This window comes from Isoptericola sp. Y581 (genome assembly GCF_059445475.1).
In genome coordinates this window covers 158,877-182,890 of sequence record NZ_JCAIUK010000006.1, presented here as the reverse complement: position 1 = coordinate 182,890, position 24,014 = coordinate 158,877, and the positions used below count along the sequence as shown (strand labels likewise).

Below are 24,014 nucleotides of genomic sequence, written 5' to 3'. Positions count from 1 at the left end.
CGTGAACGTCGCCACCTCCCGCGCCAGCGTCCCGTCGGCGCACCGCGTCGTCGTCAAGATCGGGTCGTCGTCGCTCACCGGGCCGGACGGCCACCTCGACGTGGCGGCGCTGCGCACCCTGGTCGACGTCCTCGCGGACCGCGTGGCCGCCGGCGGGCAGGTCGTGCTCGTCACGTCGGGCGCGATCTCCGCGGGCATCGGGCCGCTGGGTCTCGCCGCCCGGCCGCGCGACCTCGCGACCATGCAGGCCGCGGCGATGCTCGGCCAGGGGCAGCTCGTGGCCCGGTACACCGAGGCGTTCGCGCGGCACGGCCTCAAGGTGGGCCAGGTGCTGCTCACCGCGGAGGACACGGTGCGCCGCTGGCGCTACCGCAACGCGCAGCGCTCGCTCGAGCGCCTCCTCGCGCTCGGCGTCGTGCCGGTGGTCAACGAGAACGACGCCGTGACGACCGACGAGCTGAAGTTCGGCGACAACGACCGCCTCGCCGCGCTGGTGTCCCACCTGGTGGGCGCCGACGCGATGGTGCTGCTCACCGACGTGGACGGCCTGCACGACGCGCCCCCGTCACGGCCCGGCGCGCGCCGGATCGCGCACGTGGCCGACCTCGCCGAGGTGGCCGACGTCGAGGTCACGGCGCGCGGCAGCGCCATCGGCACGGGCGGCATGGTGACCAAGCTCGAGTCCGTGCGGATCGCGACCGGCGCCGGGGTGCCGGTGGTCCTCACCAGCGCCTCCCGGGTGCGTCAGGCGCTGGCCGGCGAGGACGTCGGGACCTTCTTCGCCGCGACGGGGCGCCGCACGTCGGCCCGCCGGCTCTGGATCGCGCACGCCGCCCGCACGCGGGGACGGCTGCACCTGGACGACGGTGCGGTGCGGGCGGTGCTCGGCGGCCGCGCGTCGCTGCTGCCCGCGGGCGTCACCCGGGTCGAGGGCGCCTTCGACGCCGGCGACCCCGTGGACCTGGTGGGCCCGGACGGGACCGTCGTGGCGCGCGGGCTCGTCGCGTTCGACTCCACCGAGCTGCCCGCGCTGTTGGGCCGCTCGACGTTCGACCTGCGCGCCGAGCTGGGGGAGGGCTATGACCGCGTGCTCGTGCACCGCGACGACCTGGTGCTCGGGCCCGGCCGCTGAGCGGCGGCTGCCGGCCCCGTCCCTCCTGGTGAGAGGGGTCTGCCGCTGCGCGCCGCAGCGTCGTACTCTCGGGGGATGACCACGACCCTCACGGAGGATCAGGCCGCCGGGAGCTCGGGAGGCGCCGATGTCGCGGCCGCCGTGCACGACGTCGCGCAGCGGGCCAAGGTCGCGTCCCGGACGCTCGCCACGGCCACCCGCGCCACCAAGGACGCGGCCCTGTTGGCGCTCGCGGCCGCGCTGGAGGAGCACGCCGACCGGATCGTCACGGCGAACGGCGCCGACGTCGCCCGGGGCCGGTCGCACGGCCTCTCGGACGGCCTGCTCGACCGGCTCGCGCTCACCCCGGGGCGCGTGGGCGCGATCGCCGACGCGCTGCGGGAGCTCGCGGGCCTGCCGGACCCGGTAGGCGAGGTGGTGCGCGGCCAGACGCTGCCGAACGGTCTGCGGCTGCGCCAGCTGCGCGTGCCGATGGGCGTGGTCGGGATGATCTACGAGGCGCGTCCCAACGTGACCGTGGACGCGGCGGGCCTCGCGCTCAAGTCCGGCAACGCCGTCATCCTGCGCGGGGGCAGCGCCGCGGCGTCGTCCAACGCCGTGATCGTGGACGTGCTGCGCCGGGCGCTGGAGGCGCGGGCGCTGCCCGCCGACCTCGTGCAGACGATCGACGCGTACGGGCGCCCGGGCGGCGTCGCGCTCATGCAGGCGCGCGGGCTCGTGGACGTGCTGGTGCCGCGCGGCGGGGCGGACCTCATCCGCACCGTCGTCGAGTCCTCGACCGTCCCGGTCATCGAGACCGGCGTGGGCAACGTGCACGTCTACGTGGATGCCACGGCCGACGTCGCCGAGGCGGTCGAGATCGTCATGAACGCCAAGACGCAGCGCGTCGGGGTGTGCAACGCGGCCGAGACGCTGCTGGTGCACGCCGACGCTGCCGACGCCTTCCTGCCCGCGGCCCTCGCCGCCCTCGGGGGAGCGGGGGTGGTGCTGCACGGCGACGCGCGCGCGGCGGCGCTCGCGCCCGAGGCCGTCGAGGTGCTCCCCGCGACCGACGCCGACTGGGCCACGGAGTACCTCGCGCTGGAGCTCGCGGTGCGCGTCGTGGACTCGCTCGACGAGGCGATCGAGCACATCCGCACCTGGTCGTCGGGGCACACCGAGGCGATCCTCACCCGCGACCTCGCCGCCTCCGAGCGGTTCGTCGCCGAGGTCGACTCGGCGGCCGTCATGGTCAACGCCTCGACCCGCTTCACCGACGGCGGCCAGCTCGGCCTGGGCGCCGAGATCGGCATCTCCACCCAGAAGCTGCACGCGCGCGGGCCGATGGGCCTGGCCGAGCTGACCACCACCAAGTGGGTCGTGCACGGCGACGGGCACGTACGGGCATGACGGCCTCTACGACGATCACTACGACGACCACCATGATGCCCGTCCGGCTCGCGCGCCCTGCGTGAGAGACTGACCCCCGACCGCACCCCGCCGCACACCACGCACAGGAGGAACCCGTGCTGCACACCGCCGTCCAGGTGGCCCAGGAGGCCACCGAGCACGCCGAGACGATCTCCCCGATCGCGATGGGACTCCTCGCCTTCGGTGGCCTCGTCGCCGCGCTCGTGGTGACGTACGCCTTCCGCAACGTGTCCAACCGCCACTGACGACCGCCGTCCGGCCAGCGTGAACAAGCCGTCGTCGCAGCCGCGTCGTCCGCGCCTGGGGGTGATGGGCGGAACGTTCGACCCCGTCCACCACGGGCACCTGGTCGCCGCCAGCGAGGCGGCGGCACTGCTCGACCTCGACGAGGTCGTCTTCGTCCCCACCGGGAAGCCGACGTTCAAGCAGCACCAGCACGTGTCCCCGGCAGAGCACCGCTACCTGATGACGGTGATCGCGACGGCGTCGAACCCCCGGTTCACGGTGAGCCGTGTCGACATCGACCGGCCAGGTCTCACGTACACCGTCGACACGCTGCGGGACCTGCACGACGAGCGCCCCGACGCCGACCTGTTCTTCATCAGCGGCGCCGACGCGATCGAGCAGATCCTGACCTGGAAGGATGCCGCCCACCTCTGGGAGATGGCACACTTCGTGGCTGTCACGCGGCCAGGGCACCAGCTCATGGTGGACGGCCTGCCCCACGACGGGGTCACGACGCTGGAGGTTCCGGCGCTGGCGATCTCGTCGAGCGACTGCCGTCGACGGGCGCAGGGCGGCCACCCGGTGTGGTACCTGGTGCCGGACGGAGTGGTCCAATACATCGCCAAGCACGGTCTGTATCGAGGTCTCGATGAGTGACAACAACCCGTCCCGCCCGCTGACCCGCCGCGAGATCCGCGAGCGGGAGCAGGCGGCCGCCGCTGCCGCCCAGGGAGGCGCGCCCGCCGCGCCGCCCCCCGGCGGCCCGCCGGCCGCCGGCTATGCGCGGCCCGCCTCTTCGGGGCCCGCGTTCGGCCCGGCCGACACGTCGTCCGCCGCGCCGGCCTCCTCCCGGTTCGCCGCGCCGGGGACGAGCGCCCCGTCGCGACGGTCGCTCCGGGAGCAGAGCCCCGGGGCCCCGTCCCCGGCTCCCGCTCCGATGGTGCGGCCGCCGTCGGCCTCGGCTGGGTTCCGTGGGCTCGACGAGACCGGTCGCCTGGCCCCGATCCAGCGCCCCACGGGCGAGATGTCCCGGGCCGTGGCTCCCGCGCCGTACGCCCGCCCGGCCGCGCCCAGCGCGCCGCCGTCCCCGGCACCCCAGGCGCCGACGCGGAGCTCGTCGCGACGCAGCTTCGACGCCACCGGCACGGGCACGTCGCTGCCCCCGCTGGCCACGCCGCCGGGCGGCGCCGCGACCCCGCCCGCGGCGACGCCGCCGGCCACCGTGGCACCCCGCCCGGACGGCCCGACGCGGCGCTCGCCCTTCACGACGCCCGGCGCCGAGTCGCCGTTCGGCAGGACGCCCGCCGCCGCCCCGGCACCTGCGGCCCCGGCCGCGTTCGCGGGTCCGAGCGCCTCGGCGCCCGCCTCGTCGGCGCCCGCGCTGCCGTGGGCGAGCACCACGGTCGACCGCCCGGCATCCGTCCCTCCCGTCCGCTCCGCCTCGGGCGCGGCCGCGGCGACCGCCGCGCCGACCCGCCCGGCGGCGTCGCCGTTCGACGCCCTGGTGGCGTCGGAGCAGCCGGTCCGGGCGCGCTCGGCGGCGCCGGTCGGCCCTGCCGTCGACGAGGACGACGAGGAGGACTGGGACGAGCCGGAGGCGTCGTACACCTGGCTGCACTACATCGTGCTCGTCGTCGTCGCCTTCGTCCTGGGCCTGCTGCTGTGGAAGCTGCTGCTCGACGGTCCGGACGACCAGGACTTCACCACCGACGCGGCCCCCGCCGCGCCCACTCTCACGCTCACGCACGAGCAGCTCGGAGCCATTGAATGACCGCAACCCCCCGCGCCGTCGAGCTGGCGGTCATCGCCGCCAGGGCCGCGTCAGACCGCAAGGCCCAGGAGATCATCGCGCTCGACGTGAGCGAGCAGCTCGTGCTGACGGACGTCTTCCTCATCGCGTCCGGCACCAACGAGCGGCAGGTCTCGGCGATCGTGGACGCGGTCGAGGAGGCGATGATCAAGGCGGGCGCGAAGCCGATCCGCCGCGAGGGCAAGTCCCAGGCGCGGTGGGTGCTGCTCGACTTCGGCGACGTGGTGGTGCACGTGCAGCACGCCGAGGACCGCGTGTACTACGCGCTCGAGCGGCTGTGGAAGGACTGCCCGACCGTCGATCTGCCGGAGGACGCCCGCGGCGGCGACGGCGCGGCGGCCGCCGCCGAGTTCGGCGACGGAACCGGCGACGGCGCGATCCGCCTGGCCGGCGACGACCTGTGACGGCTGGCACCGTCGTCCTCCTGCGCCACGCGCGCACCGCGTACAACGCGTCGCTCCGCCTGCAGGGGCAGATCGACATCCCGCTCGACGACGTCGGCCGCTGGCAGGCGACCGAGGGCGGGGCCGCCCTCGCGTCGTCCCACCGTGCGACGCGCATCGTGTCCTCCGACCTGGGCCGGGCCGTCGAGACGGCGACCGCCTACGCGGACGCGCTCGGAGGTGCCCCGGTGCACACCGACGCCCGGCTGCGCGAGCGCGGCTTCGGCGCGTGGGAGGGCCTCCTCGCCGAGGAGATCAAGGAAGGCTGGCCCGACGAGTACGCGGCCTGGCGCCTCGGCGCCGAGCCCGTGGGCGCGGGCGCCGAGTCGAAGGCTGCCGTCGCGGAGCGCATGGCCGGGGCGGTCACGGGGCTGGCGGAGGAGCTGGCGGAGGACGACACGCTCGTCGTCGTCTCGCACGGCGCGGCGATCTCGCTGACCGTCACGGCCCTGCTCGGTCTGGACCCGGCGTCCTGGCGCGGCCTGGCGGGCATGCACAACGTGCACTGGTCGCACCTGCACCGGGCGGGGGAGGGCGCGGTGCCGGCGTGGCGCCTCGTGGCGCACAACGTGGGCGCCGGATATCCCCTGGATCAGTGGCAGGCGGGCCCGGACTGGAATTTGGAACCTGGCCCGAAGTCTGCCTAAGATATCGACGTTCCAACGGGTTTGGGCCCGGCGGAATCCACCGAATCAATCGAATCGCCCGGCCGTTCCGCGGCCGCGAGAGTCGGTTCTCGGGGCTGTGGCGCAGCTGGTAGCGCACCTGCATGGCATGCAGGGGGTCAGGGGTTCGAATCCCCTCAGCTCCACCCTGAGAGAGAAGGCCCTGGTCCGCGTTCTGCGCGGAGCAGGGCCTTCGTCGTTCCCGGGGCTCGGCCGGCTCGGCGTGCGGGTGACGCGGGGCCGCGCAGACTCGGGTGCGAGGAGGCGCCCGGATGGCCTGGCAGGAGCACGACTTCGACGCCCTGTACGCCGGGGACGTCCCGCCGCCGTGGGAGATCGGGCGACCGCAGCCGGCGCTGCTCGCGCTGGTGCACCGGTCCGTGCTGGCCGACCCCGTGCTCGACGCCGGGTGCGGGACGGGCGTCCTGGCGATCGCCGTCGCGCGGATGGGGCACCGCGTCGTCGGGTTCGACGCGTCGTCGCACGGGATCTCCCGTGCCCGCGAGCGGGCCGCGGGGGCGATCCTCGAACCGCCGGGATCGGTGAGCTTCGAGGTGGCCGACGCCCGGCGCCTCGACCGGCTCGACCTGCGGCCCGGGACGGTCCTGGACTCCGGCCTCCTGCACACCCTCGACGAGGCCGGCCGCCGCGACTACGTGGCCGGGCTGGCGGCGATCTGCGACTCGGGCGCGCTCGTCGCCGTGCTGGCGATGTCCGTGGACGCCGGGCTCGGCTGGGGCCAGACCACCGACACGCTGCGGGACGCGTTCCCGGCTTCGGAGTGGACGGCGACCCAGGTCGCGGACGCCGCGATCTTGGCGCGCCCGCAGGACGAGGAGGCCCGCCTGCCCGCGCTGCTCCTCACGACCCGGCGCGCGTGAGCCCGTCGCGCTCGTGCGAGCACGTGCCGCACGTCGCGCGCGACCGTCACCGCCTCGGGGAGGCGCCGGTCGAGATCCAGCGCCTACGCGACGAGCGCCAGCTCCGCGGCGCCGCGGCGCCTCGCGGTGCCCGAGGTCCTCGGCGACGCGCTCCATCTGGGCGAACCGCATCGAGTTGTCCAGCGCGACGGCGGCGTGGGCGCCGATCGAGTCGACGACCGCCACCTCCTCCGCGCTGAAGCGCCGCGGTCGCCGCTCAGCCGCCGTGAGCGCCCCGACGACGCGGCCCGCCACCCGGACGACGTCCCGGTGGACGCGGGCGACCGTCTACGCGGACATGTGGGTGGACCCGGACGACGACCCTCGCGCCCCCGGCGGCCGGACCGTCACGGTGGGCCTGCCCGACCCCGCCGATCACCCGTGACGATCGACCGGAGACGATCGCGAGACGGTGCGGGCGCGACGGGGCCGGTGCGGTAGGAATGGTGCGTGCCGTCCTCGCCCCTGTTCCCGCTGCGCAGCGTCGTCCTGGGTGCGTTCCTCCCCACCCTCGTGCTCGAGATCGGCATCGGCGCGATGCTGCCGGTCGTGGCGGTCACCGCCACGGGCCGCGGCGCCAGCCTCACCGTCGCCGGCCTCGTGGCCGCACTGTTGCCGATCGGCAAGATCGCCTTCGATCTCCCGGCGGGCGCGCTCGCCCAGCGGCTCGGGGACCGGACGGCGATGCTGCTCGCGGGCACCGTCGCTGCCATGGCGTTCACGACCGTGGCGCTCACCTCCGCGCTGTGGGGGCTCGCGGCCGGCGTCTTCGCGCTGGGCGCGTCGAACGCCGTCTTCAACCTTGCGCGGCAGGCGTACCTCACCGAGATCACCCCGCCTCTGCGGCGGGCGCGCGTCCTGTCGACGCTCGCCGGGGTGCACCGCATCGGCCTGTTCCTCGGCCCGTTCGCCGGGGCCGCGGTCATCGCGGCGACCTCCCTGCGCGGCGCGTTCTGGCTCGGCACCGTCGCCGCGCTGCTCGCGGTGCTGGTGCTCGTGGTCGTGCGCCCGGAGGAACGGGCGGACGTCGCCGCGGACGCACGCCGCGAGGGCGGGCGCCCGCCGCGCGTGTCGATCGTGAGCGTGGCACGCGAGCACCGGCGCCTGTTTGCGTCGCTCGGGGTGGCGATCCTTCTCGTGAGTGCGGTGCGCGGCGCGCGCCAGACCGTCATCCCGCTGTGGGGCGAGCACCTCGGATTCGACGCCGAGGTGACGTCCCTGATCTTCGGCGTCTCGGGGGCACTCGACATGCTGCTCTTCTACCCGGCGGGCAAGGTGATGGACCGGTTCGGGCGGCTGTGGGTGGCGGTGCCGTCGATGCTCACGATGGCGGCCGGGCTCGCGCTGCTGCCCTTCGCGCACACGATCGCGGGCGTCACCGTGGTGGCGGCGGTGCTGGGCGTGGGCAACGGCATGGGCTCGGGCATCGTCATGACGCTCGGCGCGGACGTCGCGCCCGCCGACACGCGGCCCATCTTCCTCAGCGTGTGGCGCCTCTTCCAGGACACGGGCGACGCGCTCGGGCCGCTGGTCCTGTCCGCGGGGGCGGCGCTCGGGTCGCTCGCGGCGGGGGTGTGGGCGACGGCCGCCCTCGGCGCCGGGTCCGCCGGCGCGCTGGCACGGTGGGTGCCGCGCTACTCACCGCTCGCGAACCTCGTGCGGCGCCGCCGCAGGTCGGGCTGACGCGCGGTGCGCGCCGAGCGATGCACGCCGAGGCCCGAGCGCCCGGGCGCGACGTCCACCCGCAGCTCGCCGCGCGCGTCGTAGTCCCCGCCGTCCTGGCTCCGGTAGGGCACGTCCGGGCCGTCGGGCAGGGCGAGCAGCCGCTGGCGCAGCCCGTCGACGATCGTGGCGTAGCGCGCGTCGTCGACCCGGTTCGCGCCGGGCACCAGGACCGGCTCGGCCACCTGCATCCCCGTGTACCAGAAGGTGCCGTGCAGCAGCGGGAACAGCACCTCGGTGAGGTCGCCGTGCAGTCCGCGCGGCCCGAGCCCGGTGCCCGCACCCACGGTCACGACCGCCAGCGCGCGCCGACCCGCCAGCACGCCGTCGCCGTAGCGCCGGGTGCGGCCCGTCGGGGCGTCGCGGACGCCGTACGCGTAGCCCTGCACCAACACGCGGTCGAGCCAGCCCTTGAGGATGGCGGGTGTGCCGTGCCACCACAGGGGGAACTGCAGCACCACCGTGTCGGCCCAGGCGAGCTTGGCGTGCTCGGCCCGGATGTCGGGGGCGAGGGCGCCGCGGCGCAGCGCCCTCTCCGACGCGGCGGCGACCTCGAGCCGGTCGTCGGGGCACGCCTCCGTGCCGAAGTCCGCCGCGGTGACCACGGGGTTCCAGCCCATCGCGTACAGGTCCGACTGGACCACCTCGTGCCCGGCCCCGAGCAGCGCCCGGACCCCCTCGTCGCGCAGCCGCGCCGTGAGGGAACGCCGCTCCGGGTGGGCGAGCACCCACAGGACCTTCATCGCCCGTGCTCCTCTCGTCGGGCCCGCCGGTCGGACCGTCATGCTCAGGCTGCCCGGCCCGGCCACGAGCGACCAGTGGCCTGATTGCCACCTTGTGCAAGGATTGGGCCATGCCGACGACAACCCGATCGCGTAGGCACCTGGTCGCGGTCCTCGTGCGCGACGGCGTCATGCCGCTGGAGCTCGGCGCGGTGCACCAGCTCTTCGGCGTGGCGCGCGGCCCGGACGGCGGGCCGCTCTACGACGTGCGCACCTGCGCCGCCGCCCCCGGCACGGTGCGGACGGACGCGGACTTCGCCGTCGAGGTCGCGCACGGCCCCGAGCTGCTCGCGACGGCGGACACCGTGGTGGTGCCGGCGTCGCACGAGCTGGACGACGCCGATGACCCGGCCCCCGACGCGGCGGTCGCGCTGCTCGAAGCCCTCTCGCCGGGCACGAGGATCGTGTCGATCTGCACGGGGGCGTTCGTCCTCGCCCGGGCCGGGCTGCTGGAGGGCCGGCGCGCGACGACGCACTGGCTGTCGGCCGAGCGGTTCCGTCGGAGCTTCCCCCGGGTCCTCCTCGACCCCGACGTGCTGTTCACCGAGGACGGGCGGGTCTTCACCTCCGCGGGCGAGGCTGCGGGCATCGACCTGTGCCTCCACCTGATCCGCTCCGACCACGGCGCCGCGGTCGCGAACGAGGTGGCGCGCCGCACCGTCGTCCCGCCGTTCCGCGACGGCGGCCAGGCGCAGTACGTGGACCTCCCGGTGCCGGAGCCGGGCGGGGAGGCGACGGCCGAGGCACGGGCCTGGGCGCTGCAGCACCTGGAGGGGGCGCTGACCCTGGCGGAGCTCGCCCGGCACGCCGCGATGAGCCCGCGCACCTTCACCCGTCGGTTCCGCCGGGAGGTGGGGCTCTCGCCGGGGGCCTGGATCGCGCAGCAGCGCCTGCTCCGGGCCCGTGACCTCCTGGAACGCACCGACCTGACGGTCGACGCGGTCGCCCGCCGCGCAGGGTTCGGGACCGGCGCATCGCTGCGCCAGCACTTCGCCCGGACGCTGGGCGTGGCACCCGCCGCCTACCGGTCGACGTTCGGGCCGGGCGCGCGAAATCAGAACGTGACGAATGCTCACCCTCGAGTTCCTTGACGGGGACCGGTCCGGGCACCTACATCTTGGAGATGGAGGTCTTCGAGAAGTGGGAATCAGAGATCCGGGGCTATAGCCGCACCTACCCCACGGTCTTCGCCTCGGCGTCGAACGCGCGGCAGGTCGACGAGGCCGGACGCAGCTACATCGACTTCTTCGCGGGTGCGGGGGTGCTGAACTTCGGGCACAACAACCCGCGCATGAAACGGGCGATGATCGCCTTCCTCGAGGCCGACGGCGTCGCGCACAGCCTCGACATGGCCACCACCACGAAACGCGACTTCATCTCGGCGTTCGTCGCGACGGTGCTCGAGCCGCGCGGCATGACGATGAAGCTGCAGTTCATGGGCCCCACCGGGACCAACGCGGTCGAGGCGGCGCTGAAGCTGTCCCGGCGCGTCACCGGCCGCCGCGAGGTAGTGGCCTTCACCCAGGGGTTCCACGGCATGACCCTCGGCTCGCTCGCCCTCACGGGCAACGACGCCTTCCGCCGGGCCGCGGGCGTGCCGCTGGAGAACGTGCACCGGCTGCCGTTCGAGACGTCGCCCGGCGGCGGCCTCGCGTCGCTCGAGGCGTACCGGGCCCAGCTCGCCGACGTCTCGAGCGGGCTGCTGCCGCCCGCGGCGTTCGTCGTCGAGACCATCCAGGCCGAGGGCGGCGTCAACGTCGCCAGCGCCGAGTGGCTGCGGGCCGTGCAGCAGCTCGCGCGCGACGTCGGCGCCCTGTTCGTCATCGACGAGATCCAGGTGGGCTGCGGCCGCACCGGCAGCTACTTCAGCTTCGACGGCATGGGGCTCGACCCCGACATCGTGTGCCTGGCCAAGGGCATCGGCGGCTACGGCACCCCGCTGGCCATGAACCTCAACAAGCCCGAGCTCGACGCGCAGTGGGCGCCCGGGGAGCACACGGGGACGTTCCGCGGGCAGGGGCTGTCGTTCGTCGCCGGGCGCGAGGCGCTCACCTACTTCGACGACGACACGCTCATGACCGAGGTCCGCGCCAAGACCGAGCAGATGGAGACCGCGCTGCGAGCCCTGGCTGACGAGCTCGGCGAATCCGACGGGCGCGGCTTCGCCGTCCGCGGCCGCGGCATGATCCAGGGCCTCGACGTCGTGGACGGCGCGCTGGCGAAGGCGGTCGCGACGCGCTGCTTCGAGACGGGCCTGCTCATCGGCCCCTGCGGCAGCGGCGGGCGCGTGCTCAAGCTCATCCCACCGCTGACGATCCCCGACGACGACCTGACCGAGGGCCTGGGGATCCTCGCCACGGCGGTGCGCGACACGATCTGACGAACCCGCACCGAACACGCACCGAACACACCCCGAACCGAACTGGACCGAACCGAACCGAACCGAACCGAACCTCAGGAGGCCGGAATGCGGCAACGCGACGACATGACGTTCCCGTTCCAGGAGTACGCCCGGCGCCTGGGGGACCTGCGCCGCCGCATGGCGGACCGGCTGCTGGACGCGGTGGTGATCAGCGACCCGGAGAACCTCATGTACCTCACGGACTACCAGACCACCGGGTACTCGTTCTTCCAGGCCCTGGTGGTGCCGCTCGAGGACGAGCCGTTCATGATCACCCGCGCGATGGAGGAGTCGAACGTCCACGCCCGCACGTGGGTGGAGCTCACGCGGCCGTACCCGGACAGCGGGGACGCCATCCAGAGCCTCGTGCAGTCGCTGCGCGAGTTCGGCCTGCACACCAAGGACGTGGGGTACGAGCGCAACAGCTACTACTTCCCGGCCTACCACCAGGACTACGTGCACAGCTCGTTCCGCGAGGGGCGGCTGCTGGACTGCTTCGGGATCGTCGAGGAGGGGCGCATCATCAAGTCGCCGGACGAGATCGCGATCATGCGCCGGGCGGCGCACGCGACCGAGGTCGGCATGCGGGCGGGGATCGAGGCGTGCGTCGCGGGGGTCACCGAGAACGAGATCGCGGCCGAGCTCTGCGCGGCCATGTTCCGGGCGGGCGGCGAGTTCCCCGCCGTCATGCCCTACGTCGCGTCCGGGCCGCGCACCATGATCGGCCACGCCACCTGGGAGGGGCGCGTCGTGCAGCCGGGGGAGCACGTGTTCCTCGAGGTCGGCGGGTGCTTCCGGCGCTACCACACGGCGATGATGCGCACCGTCGTGCTCGACGAGCTGTCCCGCTCGATGCTGGTGGCCCAGGAGCGCATGAAGCTCGCCCTCGCGGAGGTCGAGGCCGCCATCCGCCCCGGGCTGACCGTCTCGGACGCGGACAACATCGTGCGGAACATCATCTCGGACAACGGGGTGCAGGCACAGCTCATCACCCGCTCCGGCTACTCCATCGGGATCGCCTTCCCGCCGAGCTGGGACGAGGGCTACATCACGAGCCTCAACCAGGGGAACCCCTCGATCCTGCGCGAGGGCATGACGTTCCACATCATCCCGTGGATGTGGGGCGTCGACGGCGACAAGACGGTCGGCATCTCCGACACGATCCACGTCACCGCCGCCGGGTGCGAGTCGTTCTTCACGCTGGACAAGGACTTCACCGCCAAGCCGGAGCACGCGGCGGCGGTCGCGCTGTCGGACGAGGAGCAGGAGCCCACGCCCATCCGCCCCGAGGTCGCCTGACCCGAGGACCGATCGATCCGTCGAAGATGACGAACAGTCGACGCTGACGAACAGGTCGACGCTGACGAACGAGGAGGTGGCACGTGCTGACCGTGACCGATCCGAGCACCGGCGAGGTGGTGCGCGAGGTTCCCGCCGCGAGCCACGCCGAGGTGGACGCCGTCCTGACCGCAGCCGAGGAGGCCCGCGCCGCCTGGGTGGACCGGGGGATCGAGGGCAGGGCGGAGGTGCTGCACGCCGTCGCCGCGCACCTGCGCGCGCACGTCGACGACCTCGCCCCGCTGATGACGCTGGAGATGGGCAAGCCGATCAAGGAGGCGCTCGGCGAGGTCGAGAAGGCGGCCTGGTGCGCGGAGCACTACGCCGACCACGCCGCCGCGTACCTGGCCGACGAGATCATCGCGTCCGACGCCACCCGCAGCTACGTGCAGCACCTGCCGCTCGGCACGGTGCTCGGCATCCTGCCCTGGAACGCGCCGTTCTGGCTCGCCCTGCGCTTCGCCGCCCCCGCGCTGATGGCGGGCAACACCTGCGTGCTGAAGCACGACCCGCACGTGCCCGGGTGCGCGGCGGCGATCGCGGACGTCTTCGCGCGGGTGCTCGAGGAGGCGGGCGCACCCGAGGGCGTGTTCGGGAACCTGCCGCTGGAGACGTCCGCCGTGGCGGACGTGATCCGGGACCGGCGGGTGCAGGCGGTGTCGTTCACCGGGTCGTCGCGCGGGGGCGGCGCCGTCGCGGCCGTCGCGGCGGGGATGATCAAGCCCGCGGTGCTCGAGCTCGGGGGGTCCGACCCCTGCGTGGTCCTGGCCGACGCCGACCTCGACGCGGCCGCCGACACGATCGCGCTGTCGCGCATCATCAACGCCGGGCAGTCCTGCATCGCGGCCAAGCGCATCATCGTCGAGGCCCCCGTCTACGACGCCTTGGTGGAGCGGCTCCGGCAGCGGCTCGCGGTGCTCAAGATGGGCGACCCGAACGACCCGGCCACCGACGTCGGCCCGATCGCGCGGGCCGACCTGCGGGAGAACCTGCACCGGCAGGTCACGGAGACCGTGGGAGCCGGCGCCCGGCTGCTGCTCGGCGGCGAGATCCCGGACGGGCCGGGGTACTTCTACCCGCCCACGCTGCTCGCGGACGTCACCGACGAGATGACCGCGGCCTGCGAGGAGACCTTCGGCCCGGTGATGGCGGTGATGCGGGCGGCGGACGCCGACGAGGCCGTCGCGATGGCCAACGACACCGACTACGGCCTTGCCGCGAGCGTCTGGACGACGGCGGAGCGGGGCGAGCGGCTGGCCCGCCGGATCGAGGCGGGCCAGGTGTCGGTGAACGGCATCGTGAAGACAGACCCGCGCCTGCCCAGCGGCGGGGTCAAGCGCTCCGGCTACGGCCGGGAGCTCGGCCCGCACGGAATCAAGGAGTTCGTCAACGCCCAGCAGGTGTGGGTCGGCCCGCGCCGAGCCTGACGAGGCCACGTCGGGGGCGGGCCCCTCCAGGTTCGTGCCGGGCGGCTCAGGGCTTGGGGATGCTCGTGACGGTGGTGAGCAGGAAGACGGTGTCCTCGAGCGCGAGGACGGCGTGGCGCTCGTGGGTCAGCACGCGCAGCTGCCCGGCGCCCACCTCCTCGTTCCCGTCGAGGGCGGTCACGCGCAGGCGGCCGTGCAGCACGAGGATCGACGCGGCGGGCGGGGAGTTGTGCTCGCCGAGCTCGACCCTCTCGACCAGGGCGAGGACGGTCTGGCGCAGCGGCCCGTCGTGCACCACGATCTCCGCGCTGCGGCCGTTCTCGGCGGCGCGAGCGTGCTCGAGGTGGGTGGCGGTGAGTGCGTCCAGGTCGACCATCGGGGCTCCATCCGTCGTGCGGCGCGGGCCGCGTCGGTGCGACCGGCCGACCTCACCGTACCCAAGCGTCCGCGCGAACGGTGCCGTGGGTGCGCGGCCGGTTCGCGACCTTGCGAGCGTCAGGCGACGCCCTCGAGCATGCCCAGCCGCGCGAACGCCTGCGCGACGCCGCCCTCGGCGGGCCCGGGGACGACGAGGTCCGCGGCGTCGAGGAGGGCGCTTGGCGCGCCCTCGATCGCGACCGCGGTGCCCGCGTACTCGAGCATCTCGACGTCGTTGTACCCGTCGCCCACTCCCACGACGTCGGCCGGCGTGATCCCCAGGCGGTCGACGACGACGGCCATCCCGACCGCCTTGTGCACCCCGGCGAGGTGGATCTCGCCGGCGTTGTCGCCGGTGTCGGCGTACGAGGAGGGCAGGATGCCGACCTCCGGCCCGAGCTCCGCGCGCAGCGCCGCGATCGGCACGGGCGAGTCGAAGTAGCTGATCTTCGCGTAGCGGACGCCGGACAGGTCGCCCGGCATCCGCAGCACGTCGAGGATCTCGTGGGGGGCGGCGTCGCCGCGGCGCGCCAGCCGCGCGTCGAGGCCGACCGGCCCGTACACGGCGTCCGGCGTCTCGAGCAGGTACGCGACGTCGTGCGCGTCGAGCACGTGCCGCACCCGGGTGGCCAGGTCGTCGGGGAACCGGAGGTCGGACGCGACCTCGCCGTCGATGCGCACGAATGCGCCGGCCGTGGCCACGATGCCGTCGAACCCGGCCTCCAGCAGGGAGGCGGGCAGCATCGACTCCGGGCGGCCGGTGCACAGCAGCACCCGGTGCCCGGCCCGGCGCGCGGCGCGGACCGCCTCGGCGTGCGCGGGCGGGACCCTCCCGTGGTCGGCGTACGTGCCGTCCACGTCCAGGAACGCCACGCGCGCCCCGCTCTTCCAAGAACCTGACACGCAGACCTCCTGCAGCTCGACGGTGTCGCGGGCACCGACGAGCCTAACGGCGCCTGTCGGTGCGCCGTGTTTGGCTTCCGACCGTGACGACGAGGACGGAGCAGGACGCGATCTGGGCGATGGTCCGCGCCGAGCGTGCCGCCCTGGCCGACGACCTGGCCGCCCTGGACGGCGACGCCTGGCGGACGCCGTCGCTCTGCGCGGGGTGGGACGTCGAGGATGTCGTCGCCCACCTGACCGCGGGGGCGAGCGTCGGGCGGTGGGCGTGGTTGCGCAGCATCGTGGGCGCCCGGTTCGACGCGGACCTGCACAACGCGCGCCGGATGGCGGAGCACCGCGGCGCCGACGCGGCGGGCACCCTGCGGCGCTTCCGCGCGGTCGTGGACAGCCGGGTCGCGCCCAGCGGGGACACGGCGGCCTGGCTCGGCGAGGTCGTCGTCCACGGTCAGGACGTCCGGACGCCGCTCGGGATCGCGACGACGCCCTCCGTCCCGGCCGCGACCCAGGTCGCGAGCTTCTTCGCGCGGCGGGACTTCACCGTCAGCAGCCGGAGCGCCGTCGCCGGCCTGCGGCTGGAGGCGATCGACGGGCCGTTCGCGCACGGCACGGGGCCGGTGGTCCGCGGCACCACCCTCGACCTGACGATGGCGATGGCCGGCAGGGCCGCTTTCTGCGACGAGCTGTGGGGCGAGGGCGTCGCCGTCCTGCGGGAGCGGATGCCCGCCGCGCGCTGACCGCGGGCGGACGCCCACCGCCGTCAGCGGCTGAGCGAGGTCTCCCCGCACAGGTGCACGGGCAGCACTACGTGGGCACGTACGTGGCCTGGGGCGTGAACAGCTCGGGCTGGTTCCAGGTTCCAGCGGCAGATCGTCGAGTCCATCAAGAACGCGGGGTTCAAGTGACGCCTCGGTGACTTCTGGGGGACTCCTTGAGATTCATCGGATCTCTGCTAGAAATGGTTCGGTCACATCGTGAGGCAAAGGGGCTTCCGCGTGAGCGCGACACCGACCCGTCCCGGGGACACCGACGCAGCCCTGCTGCGCGCCACCGGGGTCAGCAAGACCTTCCCGGGCGTGCGGGCGCTCGAGGACGTGCACCTTGAGCTGCGGCACGGGGAGGTGCTGGCGCTGGTGGGCGAGAACGGCGCCGGCAAGTCCACTCTCATGAAGATCCTGTCGGGCCTCGAGGCGCCGGACGCCGGCACCCTCGAGATCGAGGGGGAGCCGTACGCGCCGCGCGGGCCGCGGGCCGCGAACGAGCTGGGGATCAGCACGATCCACCAGGAGTTCCACCTCATGCCCGACCTGTCGGTGGCGCAGAACGTCTTCGCCGGCCGGGAGCCGCGCCGCGTCGGCTTCATCGACGACGGCGCCCTGGTGCGGCGGGCGGGCGAGCTGCTGACGCGGCTCGGCATCCCGCTCGACCCGCGCCGGCGCGTGTCCGGGCTGAGCGTGGCCGAGCAGCAGATGGTGGAGATCGCCAAGGCGCTCTCCTTCGACACGCGGGTGCTGATCATGGACGAGCCCACCGCGGCCCTCAACGACGCCGAGGTGCAGGCCCTGTTCCGCCTGGTGCGCGACTTCGTCTCGCCGCGTACCGGGGTCGTGTACATCTCGCACCGCATGGAGGAGATCAAGGAGATCTCCGACCGGATCACGGTGCTGCGCGACGGCCGGTACATCGACACGCTCGACACGCCCGCCACCAGCACGCGCGACGTCATCGCCCGCATGGTCGGCCGCGAGATCACGACCGACGTCCGCCCCGAGCCCGCCCCGCCGGACCGCCCCGTGGTGCTGCGTGTCGAGGGGCTGAGCACCAAGAAGCTGTTGCGCGACGTGTCCTTCGAGCTGCACGAGGGCGAGATCCTCGGGTTCGCGGGGCTCATGGGCGCCGGCCGCACCGAGGTCGCGCGGGCCGTCGTCGGCGCCGACCCCAGCACGGGCACGGTCGAGGTGCGCGGGCACCCGGTGACGATCCGCAACCCCGCCGACGCCGTCCGGCACGGCATCGGCTACCTGTCGGAGGACCGCAAGCGCTACGGGCTGCTGCTCGACCAGGACGTCGGGTGGAACGTCATGCTCTCCTCCCTGCGGCGCGAGACGCGCGCGGGCTTCGTGCGCGACGGGGCGGTGCGGCGCACCGCCGCGATGATGGTGGGCCGCCTCGGCATCAAGACGCCCTCGCTGCGGCAGCGGGCCAAGAACCTGTCGGGCGGCAACCAGCAGAAGATCGTGCTGGCCAAGTGGCTCGCCCGGGACTGCGACGTGCTCGTCGTGGACGAGCCCACCCGCGGCATCGACGTCGGCGCCAAGGAGGAGATCTACGCGCTGCTGCGGGGTCTCGCGGCGCAGGGCAAGTCCATCGTCATGATCTCCTCCGAGCTGCCGGAGGTGCTGCGCATGGCCGAGCGGATCGTGGTCATGTGCTCCGGCCGCGTCACCGGCGTGCTGGCCAACGCGGACGCCACCCCGCACCAGATCATGGAGCTCGCGACGCGGTTCGACGCCGACCACACCCTCGCTTCGACGGGAGACGCTCGATGACTTCCCCGACCGCCGCGCCCGACGCCGCCGTGCTGCCAGAAGGCCGCCGCAGCGGGATCGGCCCCCGCTACCGCCAGCAGGTCCAGCAGCTTCTCGCCTTCGGCGGGCTGGTGGTGATCTTCGCGTTCTTCTCGTTCGCGAGCCCGTACTTCCTCGCGTGGCCCAATATCAAGGGCATCCTGCTCGCCACCGCCGTCACCGGGATCATGGCCCTGGGCGCCACGTTCGTCATCGTGACCGGCGGCATCGATCTGTCGGTGGGCACCGGCATGACGCTGTGCGCCGTGATGACGGGCGTCTTCCTCACCCACCTGGGGCTGCCGCTCGCGGTCGGGGTGCTCGGCGGCATTGCGACCGGTGCGCTGCTGGGCCTGGTCAACGGGCTCAACGTGTCGTTCCTCAAGATCCCGCCGTTCATCGCGACCCTCGCGATGATGATGGTCGCGCAGGGCCTGTCGCTGATCATCTCGGGCACCAAGCCGATCTACTTCTCGGACGTGGCGGGTTTCTCCCAGATCGCGCTCGGCGAGCTGATCCCGGGCCTGCCCAACGCCGTGCTCCTCTTCTTCGTCGCGGCCGTCGTGGCCGGGGTGCTGCTGAGCAAGTCGCTCATCGGGCGCTACGCCCTGTCGATCGGCTCGAACGAGGAGGCGACCGCGATCTCCGGCATCCCCGTGCGGCGCTGGAAGGTGGCGGTCTACACGCTCGCGGGCGTGTTCACCGGCCTCGCGGGCGTGGTCATGGCGTCCCGCCTCAACTCCGCGCAGCCCGGGCTGGGCCTCGGCTACGAGCTGGAGGCGATCGCCGCCGTGGTCATCGGCGGCACCTCCCTGCGGGGCGGGCGGGGCACCATCCTCGGCACCGTGATCGGCGCCCTCATCATGAGCACGCTCACCAACGGCCTGCGGATCATGTCGATCCCGCAGGAGTGGCAGAAGGTCGCGGTGGGCATCGTGATCCTGCTGGCCGTGTACACCGACATCCTGCGGCGGGGCAAGGACGCCTGACCGCTCGTCACGAAGGAGCGCCATCCTGATGTTCACCCGACCGAAGTTCCCGAAGTCGGCACGGAAGTCTGCACCGAAGTACGTCGCCGCCACGGCCGCCGCCGGCCTCCTGCTCGCGCTCGGGGCCTGCAGCTCCGACGACGGCGGCGGGGGAGGCGGCGAGGGCGGCGACAGGCCGTACGTCGCGCTGGTCTCCAAGGGCTTCCAGCACCAGTTCTGGCAGGCGGTCAAGAAGGGCGCCGACGACGCCGCGACCGAGCTCGACGTCGAGGTCACGTTCGAGGGCCCCGAGACGGAGACCGAGGTGGACAAGCAGCTGTCGATGCTGCAGACGGCGCTCGACAAGAGCCCGGACGCCCTGGGCTTCGCGGCCCTCGACTCCGAGGCCTCGATCCCGCTCATGACGGACGCGCAGACGCGGGGCATCCCGGTGGTCGCGTTCGACTCGGGCGTGGACTCCGACGTGCCGCTCACGACCGTCTCGACCGACAACGTCGCCGCCGCGGCGGAGGCCGCCACGCACATGGTGGAGCTCACCGGCGGGGAGGGGAAGATCGCCGTGCTGGGGCACGACCAGACCTCGCAGACCGGCCAGCAGCGGGTCAGTGGGTTCGTGGACTACATCGAGTCCGAGGCGCCCGGCATCGAGATCGTGGACGTCCAGTACGCCGGCGGCGACCAGCTCAAGTCGGCCGACGCCGCGAAGTCGATCCTGCAGGCCAACCCCGACCTGGTGGGCATCTACGGCACCAACGAGGGCGCGGCCACCGGCGTCGTGAAGGCGGTGCAGGAGCTCGGCAAGGCGGGCGACCTCACGGTGATCGGCTTCGACTCCGGCAAGGCGCAGCTCGACGCCATCAAGGACGGCACGATGGCGGGCGCCATCACCCAGAACCCCGTCGGGATCGGCTACCAGACCGTGAAGGCCGCGGTCGCGGCGATCGACGGCGAGGAGGTCGAGCCCGTGATCGACTCGGGCTTCTTCTGGTACGACAAGGACACCATGGACGACCCGGAGATCGCCGAGGTCCTCTACGAGTGATCGGACGAGTGGTCGGACGAACGCTCAGGTGACGGCGCCGAGCTGCCACGGGATGAACTCGTCGGCCCCGAGGTCGAGCTCCTCCGAGACGGTCTGCTCGCCGGAGGCGACGGCGAGGATCTTCTCGAAGAGCTCGTCGCCGACCGCCTCGACGGACAGGCCGGTCTCCACGATCCGGCCGGCGTCGAGGTCCATGTCCTCGCGCATGCGGCGGTAGGTGTCGGAGTTGGTCGCGACCTTGATCGACGGCGACGGCTTGCAGCCCAGCACCGAGCCCCGGCCGGTCGTGAAGACGACGACGTTGGCGCCGCCCGCGACGATGCCGGTCACGGAGACCGGGTCGTAGCCGGGCGTGTCCATGAAGGTCATGCCGCGCTCGGTGACGGGCTCGGCGTACTCGTGCACGGCGACGAGGTCGGCGGTGCCCGCCTTGGCGACGGCGCCGAGCGACTTCTCGAGGATGGTCGTGAGGCCGCCGGCCTTGTTGCCGGGCGACGGGTTGTTGTCGAGCGTGCCGCCGCCGGCCGCCGCGTAGCCCTGCCACCAGTCGAGCCGGTCGAGGAGGCGCTGGCCCACCTCGCGCGAGACGGCGCGGCGCAGCAGCAGGTGCTCGGCGCCGAACACCTCCGGTGTCTCGGCGAGGATCGACGTGCCACCCTGCGCCACGAGCAGGTCGGACGCGTGACCCAGCGCCGGGTTGGCGGTGATGCCCGAGAACCCGTCGGAGCCGCCGCAGTTGAGCCCCAGCACGAGCTCGGAGGCGGGTGCCTCTTCGCGGCGCAGCGCGTCGATGCCGGGAAGCATCTCCGTGATCGCGGCGGCGCCGGCGCGCACGGTGGCGCGGATGCCGCCCGTGTCCTGGATGGTGAGGGTGCGTACCGGCAGTTCGTCGCGCAGCGTCAGCCCGTCGAGCACGGAGGCCGCGGGCAGCATCTCGCAGCCGAGGCCGACCACGAGCAGGCCCGCCATGTTGGCGTGCGACGCGTACCCGCGCAGCGTGCGGAGCGTGACCTGCGCGCCTTCGGACGTGGGCACGAGCCCGCAGCCGGTGTCGTGCGTGAGCGCGACGACGCCGTCCACGTGGGGGTACGCGTCGAGCACCGGGCCGCGGAACTGGTCCGCGATCATCCGCGCCGTGGACGCCGAGCAGTTCACCGAGGTGAGGATCCCGACGTAGTTGCGGGTGCCCCAGCGCCCGTCCGACCGGCGGTAGCCCTGGAACGTGCGGCGCCTGGCCGGCGCCGGGAGCGTGGTGCGGGCCGTGCCGAACTCGTACTCGCGGGCGGTGTCGTCCATCCCGAGGTTGTGCGCGTGCACGTGCTCTCCCGGGGTGATGTCGCGCTTGGCCCGCCCGATCGACTGCCCGTACTTGCGCACCTCGAGGCCTTCCGCCACCGGCCGGACGGCGAGCTTGTGGCCCCGCGGCAGGGTGGAGGCCGTCGTGACCTCGGCGCCGTCCGCGAGCCGCACGGTGGTCCCGGCGGGCACCTGGCGCGTCGCCACGGCCACGTCGTCGGCGGGGCGCAGCAGCAGCGCCACGTCGGCGAGGTCGACGACGCCGTCCGGCGGGGTCTCGGACGGTCCGCCGGTGGCGGCCAGCGGCAACAGCGGGTGGTGCGTGGCGGTGCTCATCGGATCACGACCTCGGGATCGGTGCGTTCGGGCAGGGCAGGGGGGCTCAGGGGTGCGGGGGCCGTCGACGCGCGGACCACGAGCTCGACAGGGAGCCGGCGGTGCACGGCACCCGTGCCGGCGTCCGGCACGGGTGCGGCGAGCAGGTCGACGGCCTCGCGCCCGGCGCGGGCGAGGGGGACCGCGACGGTGGTGAGCGCCGGGGTCACCAGCGACGCCGCGGCGACGTCGTCGAAGCCGACGACCGAGACGTCCTGCGGGATGGCCACGCCGCGGGCGTGCAGGCGGGCGAGGACGCCGAGGGCGACGAGGTCGTTGAAGCACAGCACCGCGGTGGCCCCGGCGGCCAGCGCGAGGTCGGCGGCCTGGACGCCGCCGCCGTGGGTGGGGCGGAAGCTGCCGAGGTCGAGCACGTCGCCGGAGCCGTCGGCATGGTCCCCGCCAATGTCGGCGAGGGCGGCGAGGGCGCCGCGGCGCTCGCCGTCCGACCAGGACGTGCGCGGACCGCCCGCGTAGGCGACGGTGCGGTGGCCGAGGGCGCGCAGGTGGCCCACGGCCTGCCGCACGCCGTCGGGGATGTCGAAGGAGACCGACGCCGCGCCGGGCGTCTCGCGGTTGACCAGTGCGACCCGGCCGCCGGCGACCCGGTCGCAGAGGAGCTCGCCGAGCGCGGCGGCCGGCATCCGCGGCGAGCAGAGCACGAGGCCGTCCACGCGGTCGCCGAGCCGGGTGACGACGTCGCGCTCGACGGCGACGTCCTCGTCCGTGTCGGCGACGAGCACCTCGCGGCCGGTCTCGCGGGCGCGGGCCTGCACGCCCTTGGCGACGGCGGCGAAGAACGGGTTGGCCAGGTCCGGCACCACGAGGCCCACCGTGCCCGTGCTCCCCGTGGTCAGGGCGCGTGCCGCGGGGTGCGGGCGGTAGTCGAGCGCCTCGGCCGCGCGCGCCACCTGCTCCCGGTTGGCGGGCGAGACGTGCGGCGCGTCGCTGAGGGCGCGCGACGCGGTGGCGAGCGACACACCCGCCTCGCGCGCGACGTCGCGGAGCGTGACCACGAGGCCTCCTGAGGAATCTGGGGGCTGGAACCGGTTCCAGCGCGTTCCAACCTAGCGGTTCACCGGGCGGGTCGGAAGCCTCGTGACGACGCGACGACGGCAGGTGCCGGGCGCGCCCGCCGGGCATAGTGTCGTCGCGTCGCGGCGCGAGCACAGTCGTGGCGGCGGACGACAGGCGGCGGAGGACGGGCGGTGGAGGAGCGGATCGTGACAGGTGAGGGCGTCCGGGACGACGCGGTCCTCGTGGGCGAGCGGCACCGGTTGGTCGGGCTGGCGTACCGGATGCTCGGGACGATGGCCGAGGCCGAGGATGCGGCCCAGGAGGCGTTCGTCCGCTGGTACCGGCTCGACGGGACGGAGCGGTCGGCGATCGCGAACCCGGCGGGTTGGTTGACCCGGGTCACGAGCCGGGTGTGCCTGGACGTGCTGGGAAGCGCGCGGGCACGCCGCGAACGATACGTGGGGCCGTGGCTCCCGGAGCCGGTGCCCGGCGACCTGTGGGCGCCGGACGACGCGGCGGACCCGGCGGAGCGGGCCGTCCTGGACGAGTCGGTGAGCACCGCGCTCCTGGTGGTGCTGGAGGCGATGACGCCGGCCGAGCGCGTCGCGTTCGTGCTGCACGACGTCTTCGGGTACTCGTTCGCCGACGTGGCCGACGTGCTGGGGCGCACGCCGGCGGCGGCCCGACAGCTGGCCAGCTCGGCGCGGGCCCATGTGCGGGCCGGCCGGGCGGGCGGCGTCGACGCGGGGGAGCACGACCGCGTGGTCGCGGCGTTCGCGCGCGCGGCCCGTGGCGGCGACCTGACCGCCCTGACGGCGTTGCTCGACCCGTCGGTCGAACTGCGATCCGACGGCGGCGGCGTCGTGCGCGCGGCCCTCAACCCGGTCCACGGGCCGTCGAAGGTGTCGCGGTTCCTGCTCGGGGTGCTGGCCAGGCAGGCCGACGCGCACCTGGAGCCGCGGACCACGCCGGACGGGGCGGCGCTGGCGTTCGTGCGCGACGGGCGCGTCACGGGCGTGGTGAACGTCGCCGTCGTCGCGGGACGGGTCGCCTCGGTGTGGGTCCAGTGGAACCCGGGCAAGCTGTCCCGCTGGAACCCGCCTCCCCGGCCGGCCTGACATCGCGCCCGGCTGTGT

Annotated in this window: 24 protein-coding genes and 1 tRNA gene; 20 read left to right on the top strand and 5 right to left on the bottom strand. The window is 74.0% G+C overall.

Annotated features, from left to right (window positions below):
• The first annotated feature begins 1 nt into the window (after nt 1).
• From proB to AC1C2W_RS12980, 11 genes are all read left to right on the top strand, one after another.
• A complete protein-coding gene (gene proB / locus AC1C2W_RS13030) occupies nt 2-1,132 on the top strand; it encodes a glutamate 5-kinase (protein WP_495389648.1) in 1,131 nt (376 codons plus the stop codon).
• Between the two features lie 75 nt (nt 1,133-1,207).
• A complete protein-coding gene (locus tag AC1C2W_RS13025; RefSeq protein WP_495413294.1) occupies nt 1,208-2,521 on the top strand; it encodes a glutamate-5-semialdehyde dehydrogenase in 1,314 nt (437 codons plus the stop codon).
• Between the two features lie 116 nt (nt 2,522-2,637).
• On the top strand, nt 2,638-2,787 hold the full coding sequence (locus tag AC1C2W_RS13020; protein ID WP_495389646.1) for a hypothetical protein: 150 nt from the start codon (nt 2,638-2,640) through the stop codon (nt 2,785-2,787).
• A 19-nt stretch (nt 2,788-2,806) separates the two neighbouring features.
• Nucleotides 2,807-3,424 carry a nicotinate-nucleotide adenylyltransferase gene (gene nadD, locus AC1C2W_RS13015; RefSeq protein ID WP_495389645.1) on the top strand — a complete coding sequence of 206 codons (618 nt, stop codon included), beginning with the start codon at nt 2,807-2,809 and terminating at the stop codon, nt 3,422-3,424.
• Complete coding sequence (locus AC1C2W_RS13010; RefSeq protein ID WP_495413293.1) at nt 3,417-4,538, top strand: hypothetical protein; 1,122 nt, start codon at nt 3,417-3,419, stop codon at nt 4,536-4,538. Before nadD ends, AC1C2W_RS13010 begins: the two co-directional genes overlap by 8 nt.
• Nucleotides 4,535-4,981, top strand: a complete 447-nt coding sequence (rsfS, locus tag AC1C2W_RS13005) for a ribosome silencing factor (RefSeq protein ID WP_495389643.1) — start codon at nt 4,535-4,537, stop codon at nt 4,979-4,981. The genes AC1C2W_RS13010 and rsfS overlap by 4 nt, the downstream gene beginning before the upstream one ends.
• On the top strand, nt 4,978-5,667 hold the full coding sequence (locus AC1C2W_RS13000) for a histidine phosphatase family protein (protein WP_495413292.1): 690 nt from the start codon (nt 4,978-4,980) through the stop codon (nt 5,665-5,667). The genes rsfS and AC1C2W_RS13000 overlap by 4 nt, the downstream gene beginning before the upstream one ends.
• Nucleotides 5,668-5,758: 91 nt before the next feature.
• Nucleotides 5,759-5,831 (top strand) — tRNA-Ala (locus tag AC1C2W_RS12995).
• A gap of 126 nt (nt 5,832-5,957) precedes the next feature.
• Nucleotides 5,958-6,566: a class I SAM-dependent methyltransferase gene (locus AC1C2W_RS12990; protein WP_495413291.1), complete on the top strand. Its 609-nt coding sequence runs from the start codon at nt 5,958-5,960 to the stop codon at nt 6,564-6,566.
• A gap of 265 nt (nt 6,567-6,831) precedes the next feature.
• Nucleotides 6,832-6,990, top strand: coding sequence for a hypothetical protein (locus AC1C2W_RS12985; RefSeq protein ID WP_495413290.1), 159 nt, complete (start codon nt 6,832-6,834; stop codon nt 6,988-6,990).
• A gap of 65 nt (nt 6,991-7,055) precedes the next feature.
• Entirely contained in the window at nt 7,056-8,288 is a 1,233-nt protein-coding gene (locus AC1C2W_RS12980) for an MFS transporter (protein ID WP_495413289.1), read from the top strand.
• On the opposite strand, the gene AC1C2W_RS12975 is transcribed toward AC1C2W_RS12980, so the two are convergent.
• Nucleotides 8,240-9,070 carry an NAD(P)H-dependent oxidoreductase gene (locus tag AC1C2W_RS12975; RefSeq protein ID WP_495413288.1) on the bottom strand — a complete coding sequence of 277 codons (831 nt, stop codon included), beginning with the start codon at nt 9,068-9,070 and terminating at the stop codon, nt 8,240-8,242. The two genes, AC1C2W_RS12980 and AC1C2W_RS12975, sit on opposite strands and share 49 nt — an antisense overlap.
• A 110-nt stretch (nt 9,071-9,180) precedes the next feature.
• Between AC1C2W_RS12975 and AC1C2W_RS12970 the strand changes: the two genes are divergently transcribed.
• From AC1C2W_RS12970 to AC1C2W_RS12955, 4 genes are all read left to right on the top strand, one after another.
• Entirely contained in the window at nt 9,181-10,200 is a 1,020-nt protein-coding gene (locus AC1C2W_RS12970; protein WP_495389638.1) for a GlxA family transcriptional regulator, read from the top strand.
• Entirely contained in the window at nt 10,197-11,489 is a 1,293-nt protein-coding gene (locus AC1C2W_RS12965; protein WP_495389637.1) for an aspartate aminotransferase family protein, read from the top strand. Before AC1C2W_RS12970 ends, AC1C2W_RS12965 begins: the two co-directional genes overlap by 4 nt.
• A gap of 87 nt (nt 11,490-11,576) precedes the next feature.
• Complete coding sequence (gene doeA / locus AC1C2W_RS12960) at nt 11,577-12,809, top strand: ectoine hydrolase (protein ID WP_495389636.1); 1,233 nt, start codon at nt 11,577-11,579, stop codon at nt 12,807-12,809.
• A gap of 83 nt (nt 12,810-12,892) precedes the next feature.
• Nucleotides 12,893-14,275 (top strand): NAD-dependent succinate-semialdehyde dehydrogenase, encoded by a 1,383-nt coding sequence (locus AC1C2W_RS12955; RefSeq protein ID WP_495413287.1) that lies wholly within the window; start codon nt 12,893-12,895, stop codon nt 14,273-14,275.
• 46 nt (nt 14,276-14,321) lie between these two features.
• On the opposite strand, the gene AC1C2W_RS12950 is transcribed toward AC1C2W_RS12955, so the two are convergent.
• Both AC1C2W_RS12950 and AC1C2W_RS12945 read right to left on the bottom strand, forming a co-directional pair.
• Nucleotides 14,322-14,651: a cupin domain-containing protein gene (locus tag AC1C2W_RS12950; RefSeq protein ID WP_495389634.1), complete on the bottom strand. Its 330-nt coding sequence runs from the start codon at nt 14,649-14,651 to the stop codon at nt 14,322-14,324.
• Between the two features lie 119 nt (nt 14,652-14,770).
• The gene (locus AC1C2W_RS12945) at nt 14,771-15,595 is read right to left on the bottom strand and encodes an HAD hydrolase family protein (protein WP_495413286.1); all 825 of its coding nucleotides are present in this window, start codon (nt 15,593-15,595) and stop codon (nt 14,771-14,773) included.
• 83 nt (nt 15,596-15,678) lie between these two features.
• On the opposite strand from AC1C2W_RS12945, the gene AC1C2W_RS12940 reads away from it, so the two are divergent.
• The 4 genes from AC1C2W_RS12940 to AC1C2W_RS12925 all read left to right on the top strand — a co-directional run bounded on the left by AC1C2W_RS12940 (nt 15,679) and on the right by AC1C2W_RS12925 (nt 20,190).
• Nucleotides 15,679-16,329, top strand: coding sequence for a maleylpyruvate isomerase family mycothiol-dependent enzyme (locus AC1C2W_RS12940; RefSeq protein WP_495413285.1), 651 nt, complete (start codon nt 15,679-15,681; stop codon nt 16,327-16,329).
• Nucleotides 16,330-16,587: 258 nt separating this feature from the next.
• Nucleotides 16,588-18,141, top strand: a complete 1,554-nt coding sequence (locus tag AC1C2W_RS12935; RefSeq protein ID WP_495413284.1) for a sugar ABC transporter ATP-binding protein — start codon at nt 16,588-16,590, stop codon at nt 18,139-18,141.
• Nucleotides 18,138-19,148 carry an ABC transporter permease gene (locus AC1C2W_RS12930; protein ID WP_495413283.1) on the top strand — a complete coding sequence of 337 codons (1,011 nt, stop codon included), beginning with the start codon at nt 18,138-18,140 and terminating at the stop codon, nt 19,146-19,148. Before AC1C2W_RS12935 ends, AC1C2W_RS12930 begins: the two co-directional genes overlap by 4 nt.
• 28 nt (nt 19,149-19,176) lie before the next feature.
• Nucleotides 19,177-20,190 (top strand): ABC transporter substrate-binding protein, encoded by a 1,014-nt coding sequence (locus AC1C2W_RS12925; protein WP_495389629.1) that lies wholly within the window; start codon nt 19,177-19,179, stop codon nt 20,188-20,190.
• Nucleotides 20,191-20,214: 24 nt separating this feature from the next.
• Here the strand turns inward: AC1C2W_RS12925 and AC1C2W_RS12920 are convergent, their stop codons facing one another.
• Both AC1C2W_RS12920 and AC1C2W_RS12915 read right to left on the bottom strand, forming a co-directional pair.
• Entirely contained in the window at nt 20,215-21,822 is a 1,608-nt protein-coding gene (locus AC1C2W_RS12920; protein WP_495413282.1) for a UxaA family hydrolase, read from the bottom strand.
• Nucleotides 21,819-22,877, bottom strand: coding sequence for a LacI family DNA-binding transcriptional regulator (locus AC1C2W_RS12915; RefSeq protein ID WP_495389627.1), 1,059 nt, complete (start codon nt 22,875-22,877; stop codon nt 21,819-21,821). Before AC1C2W_RS12915 ends, AC1C2W_RS12920 begins: the two co-directional genes overlap by 4 nt.
• 207 nt (nt 22,878-23,084) lie before the next feature.
• On the opposite strand from AC1C2W_RS12915, the gene sigJ reads away from it, so the two are divergent.
• Nucleotides 23,085-23,996, top strand: coding sequence for an RNA polymerase sigma factor SigJ (gene sigJ / locus AC1C2W_RS12910; protein ID WP_495389626.1), 912 nt, complete (start codon nt 23,085-23,087; stop codon nt 23,994-23,996).
• The last annotated feature ends 18 nt before the right edge of the window (nt 23,997-24,014 follow it).

Bases quoted from the DNA above. Each gene is read 5' to 3' on its own strand.
- rsfS (WP_495389643.1), top strand. From the start codon at position 4,535: ATGACCGCAACCCCCCGCGCCGTCGAGCTGGCGGTCATCGCCGCCAGG.
- AC1C2W_RS13025 (WP_495413294.1), top strand. From the start codon at position 1,208: ATGACCACGACCCTCACGGAGGATCAGGCCGCCGGGAGCTCGGGAGGC.
- AC1C2W_RS12930 (WP_495413283.1), top strand. From the start codon at position 18,138: ATGACTTCCCCGACCGCCGCGCCCGACGCCGCCGTGCTGCCAGAAGGC.
- AC1C2W_RS12925 (WP_495389629.1), top strand. From the start codon at position 19,177: ATGTTCACCCGACCGAAGTTCCCGAAGTCGGCACGGAAGTCTGCACCG.
- AC1C2W_RS13010 (WP_495413293.1), top strand. From the start codon at position 3,417: ATGAGTGACAACAACCCGTCCCGCCCGCTGACCCGCCGCGAGATCCGC.
- AC1C2W_RS12970 (WP_495389638.1), top strand. From the start codon at position 9,181: ATGCCGACGACAACCCGATCGCGTAGGCACCTGGTCGCGGTCCTCGTG.
- doeA (WP_495389636.1), top strand. From the start codon at position 11,577: ATGCGGCAACGCGACGACATGACGTTCCCGTTCCAGGAGTACGCCCGG.
- AC1C2W_RS12975 (WP_495413288.1), bottom strand. From the start codon at position 9,070: ATGAAGGTCCTGTGGGTGCTCGCCCACCCGGAGCGGCGTTCCCTCACG.
- AC1C2W_RS12990 (WP_495413291.1), top strand. From the start codon at position 5,958: ATGGCCTGGCAGGAGCACGACTTCGACGCCCTGTACGCCGGGGACGTC.
- AC1C2W_RS12920 (WP_495413282.1), bottom strand. From the start codon at position 21,822: ATGAGCACCGCCACGCACCACCCGCTGTTGCCGCTGGCCGCCACCGGC.
- AC1C2W_RS12950 (WP_495389634.1), bottom strand. From the start codon at position 14,651: ATGGTCGACCTGGACGCACTCACCGCCACCCACCTCGAGCACGCTCGC.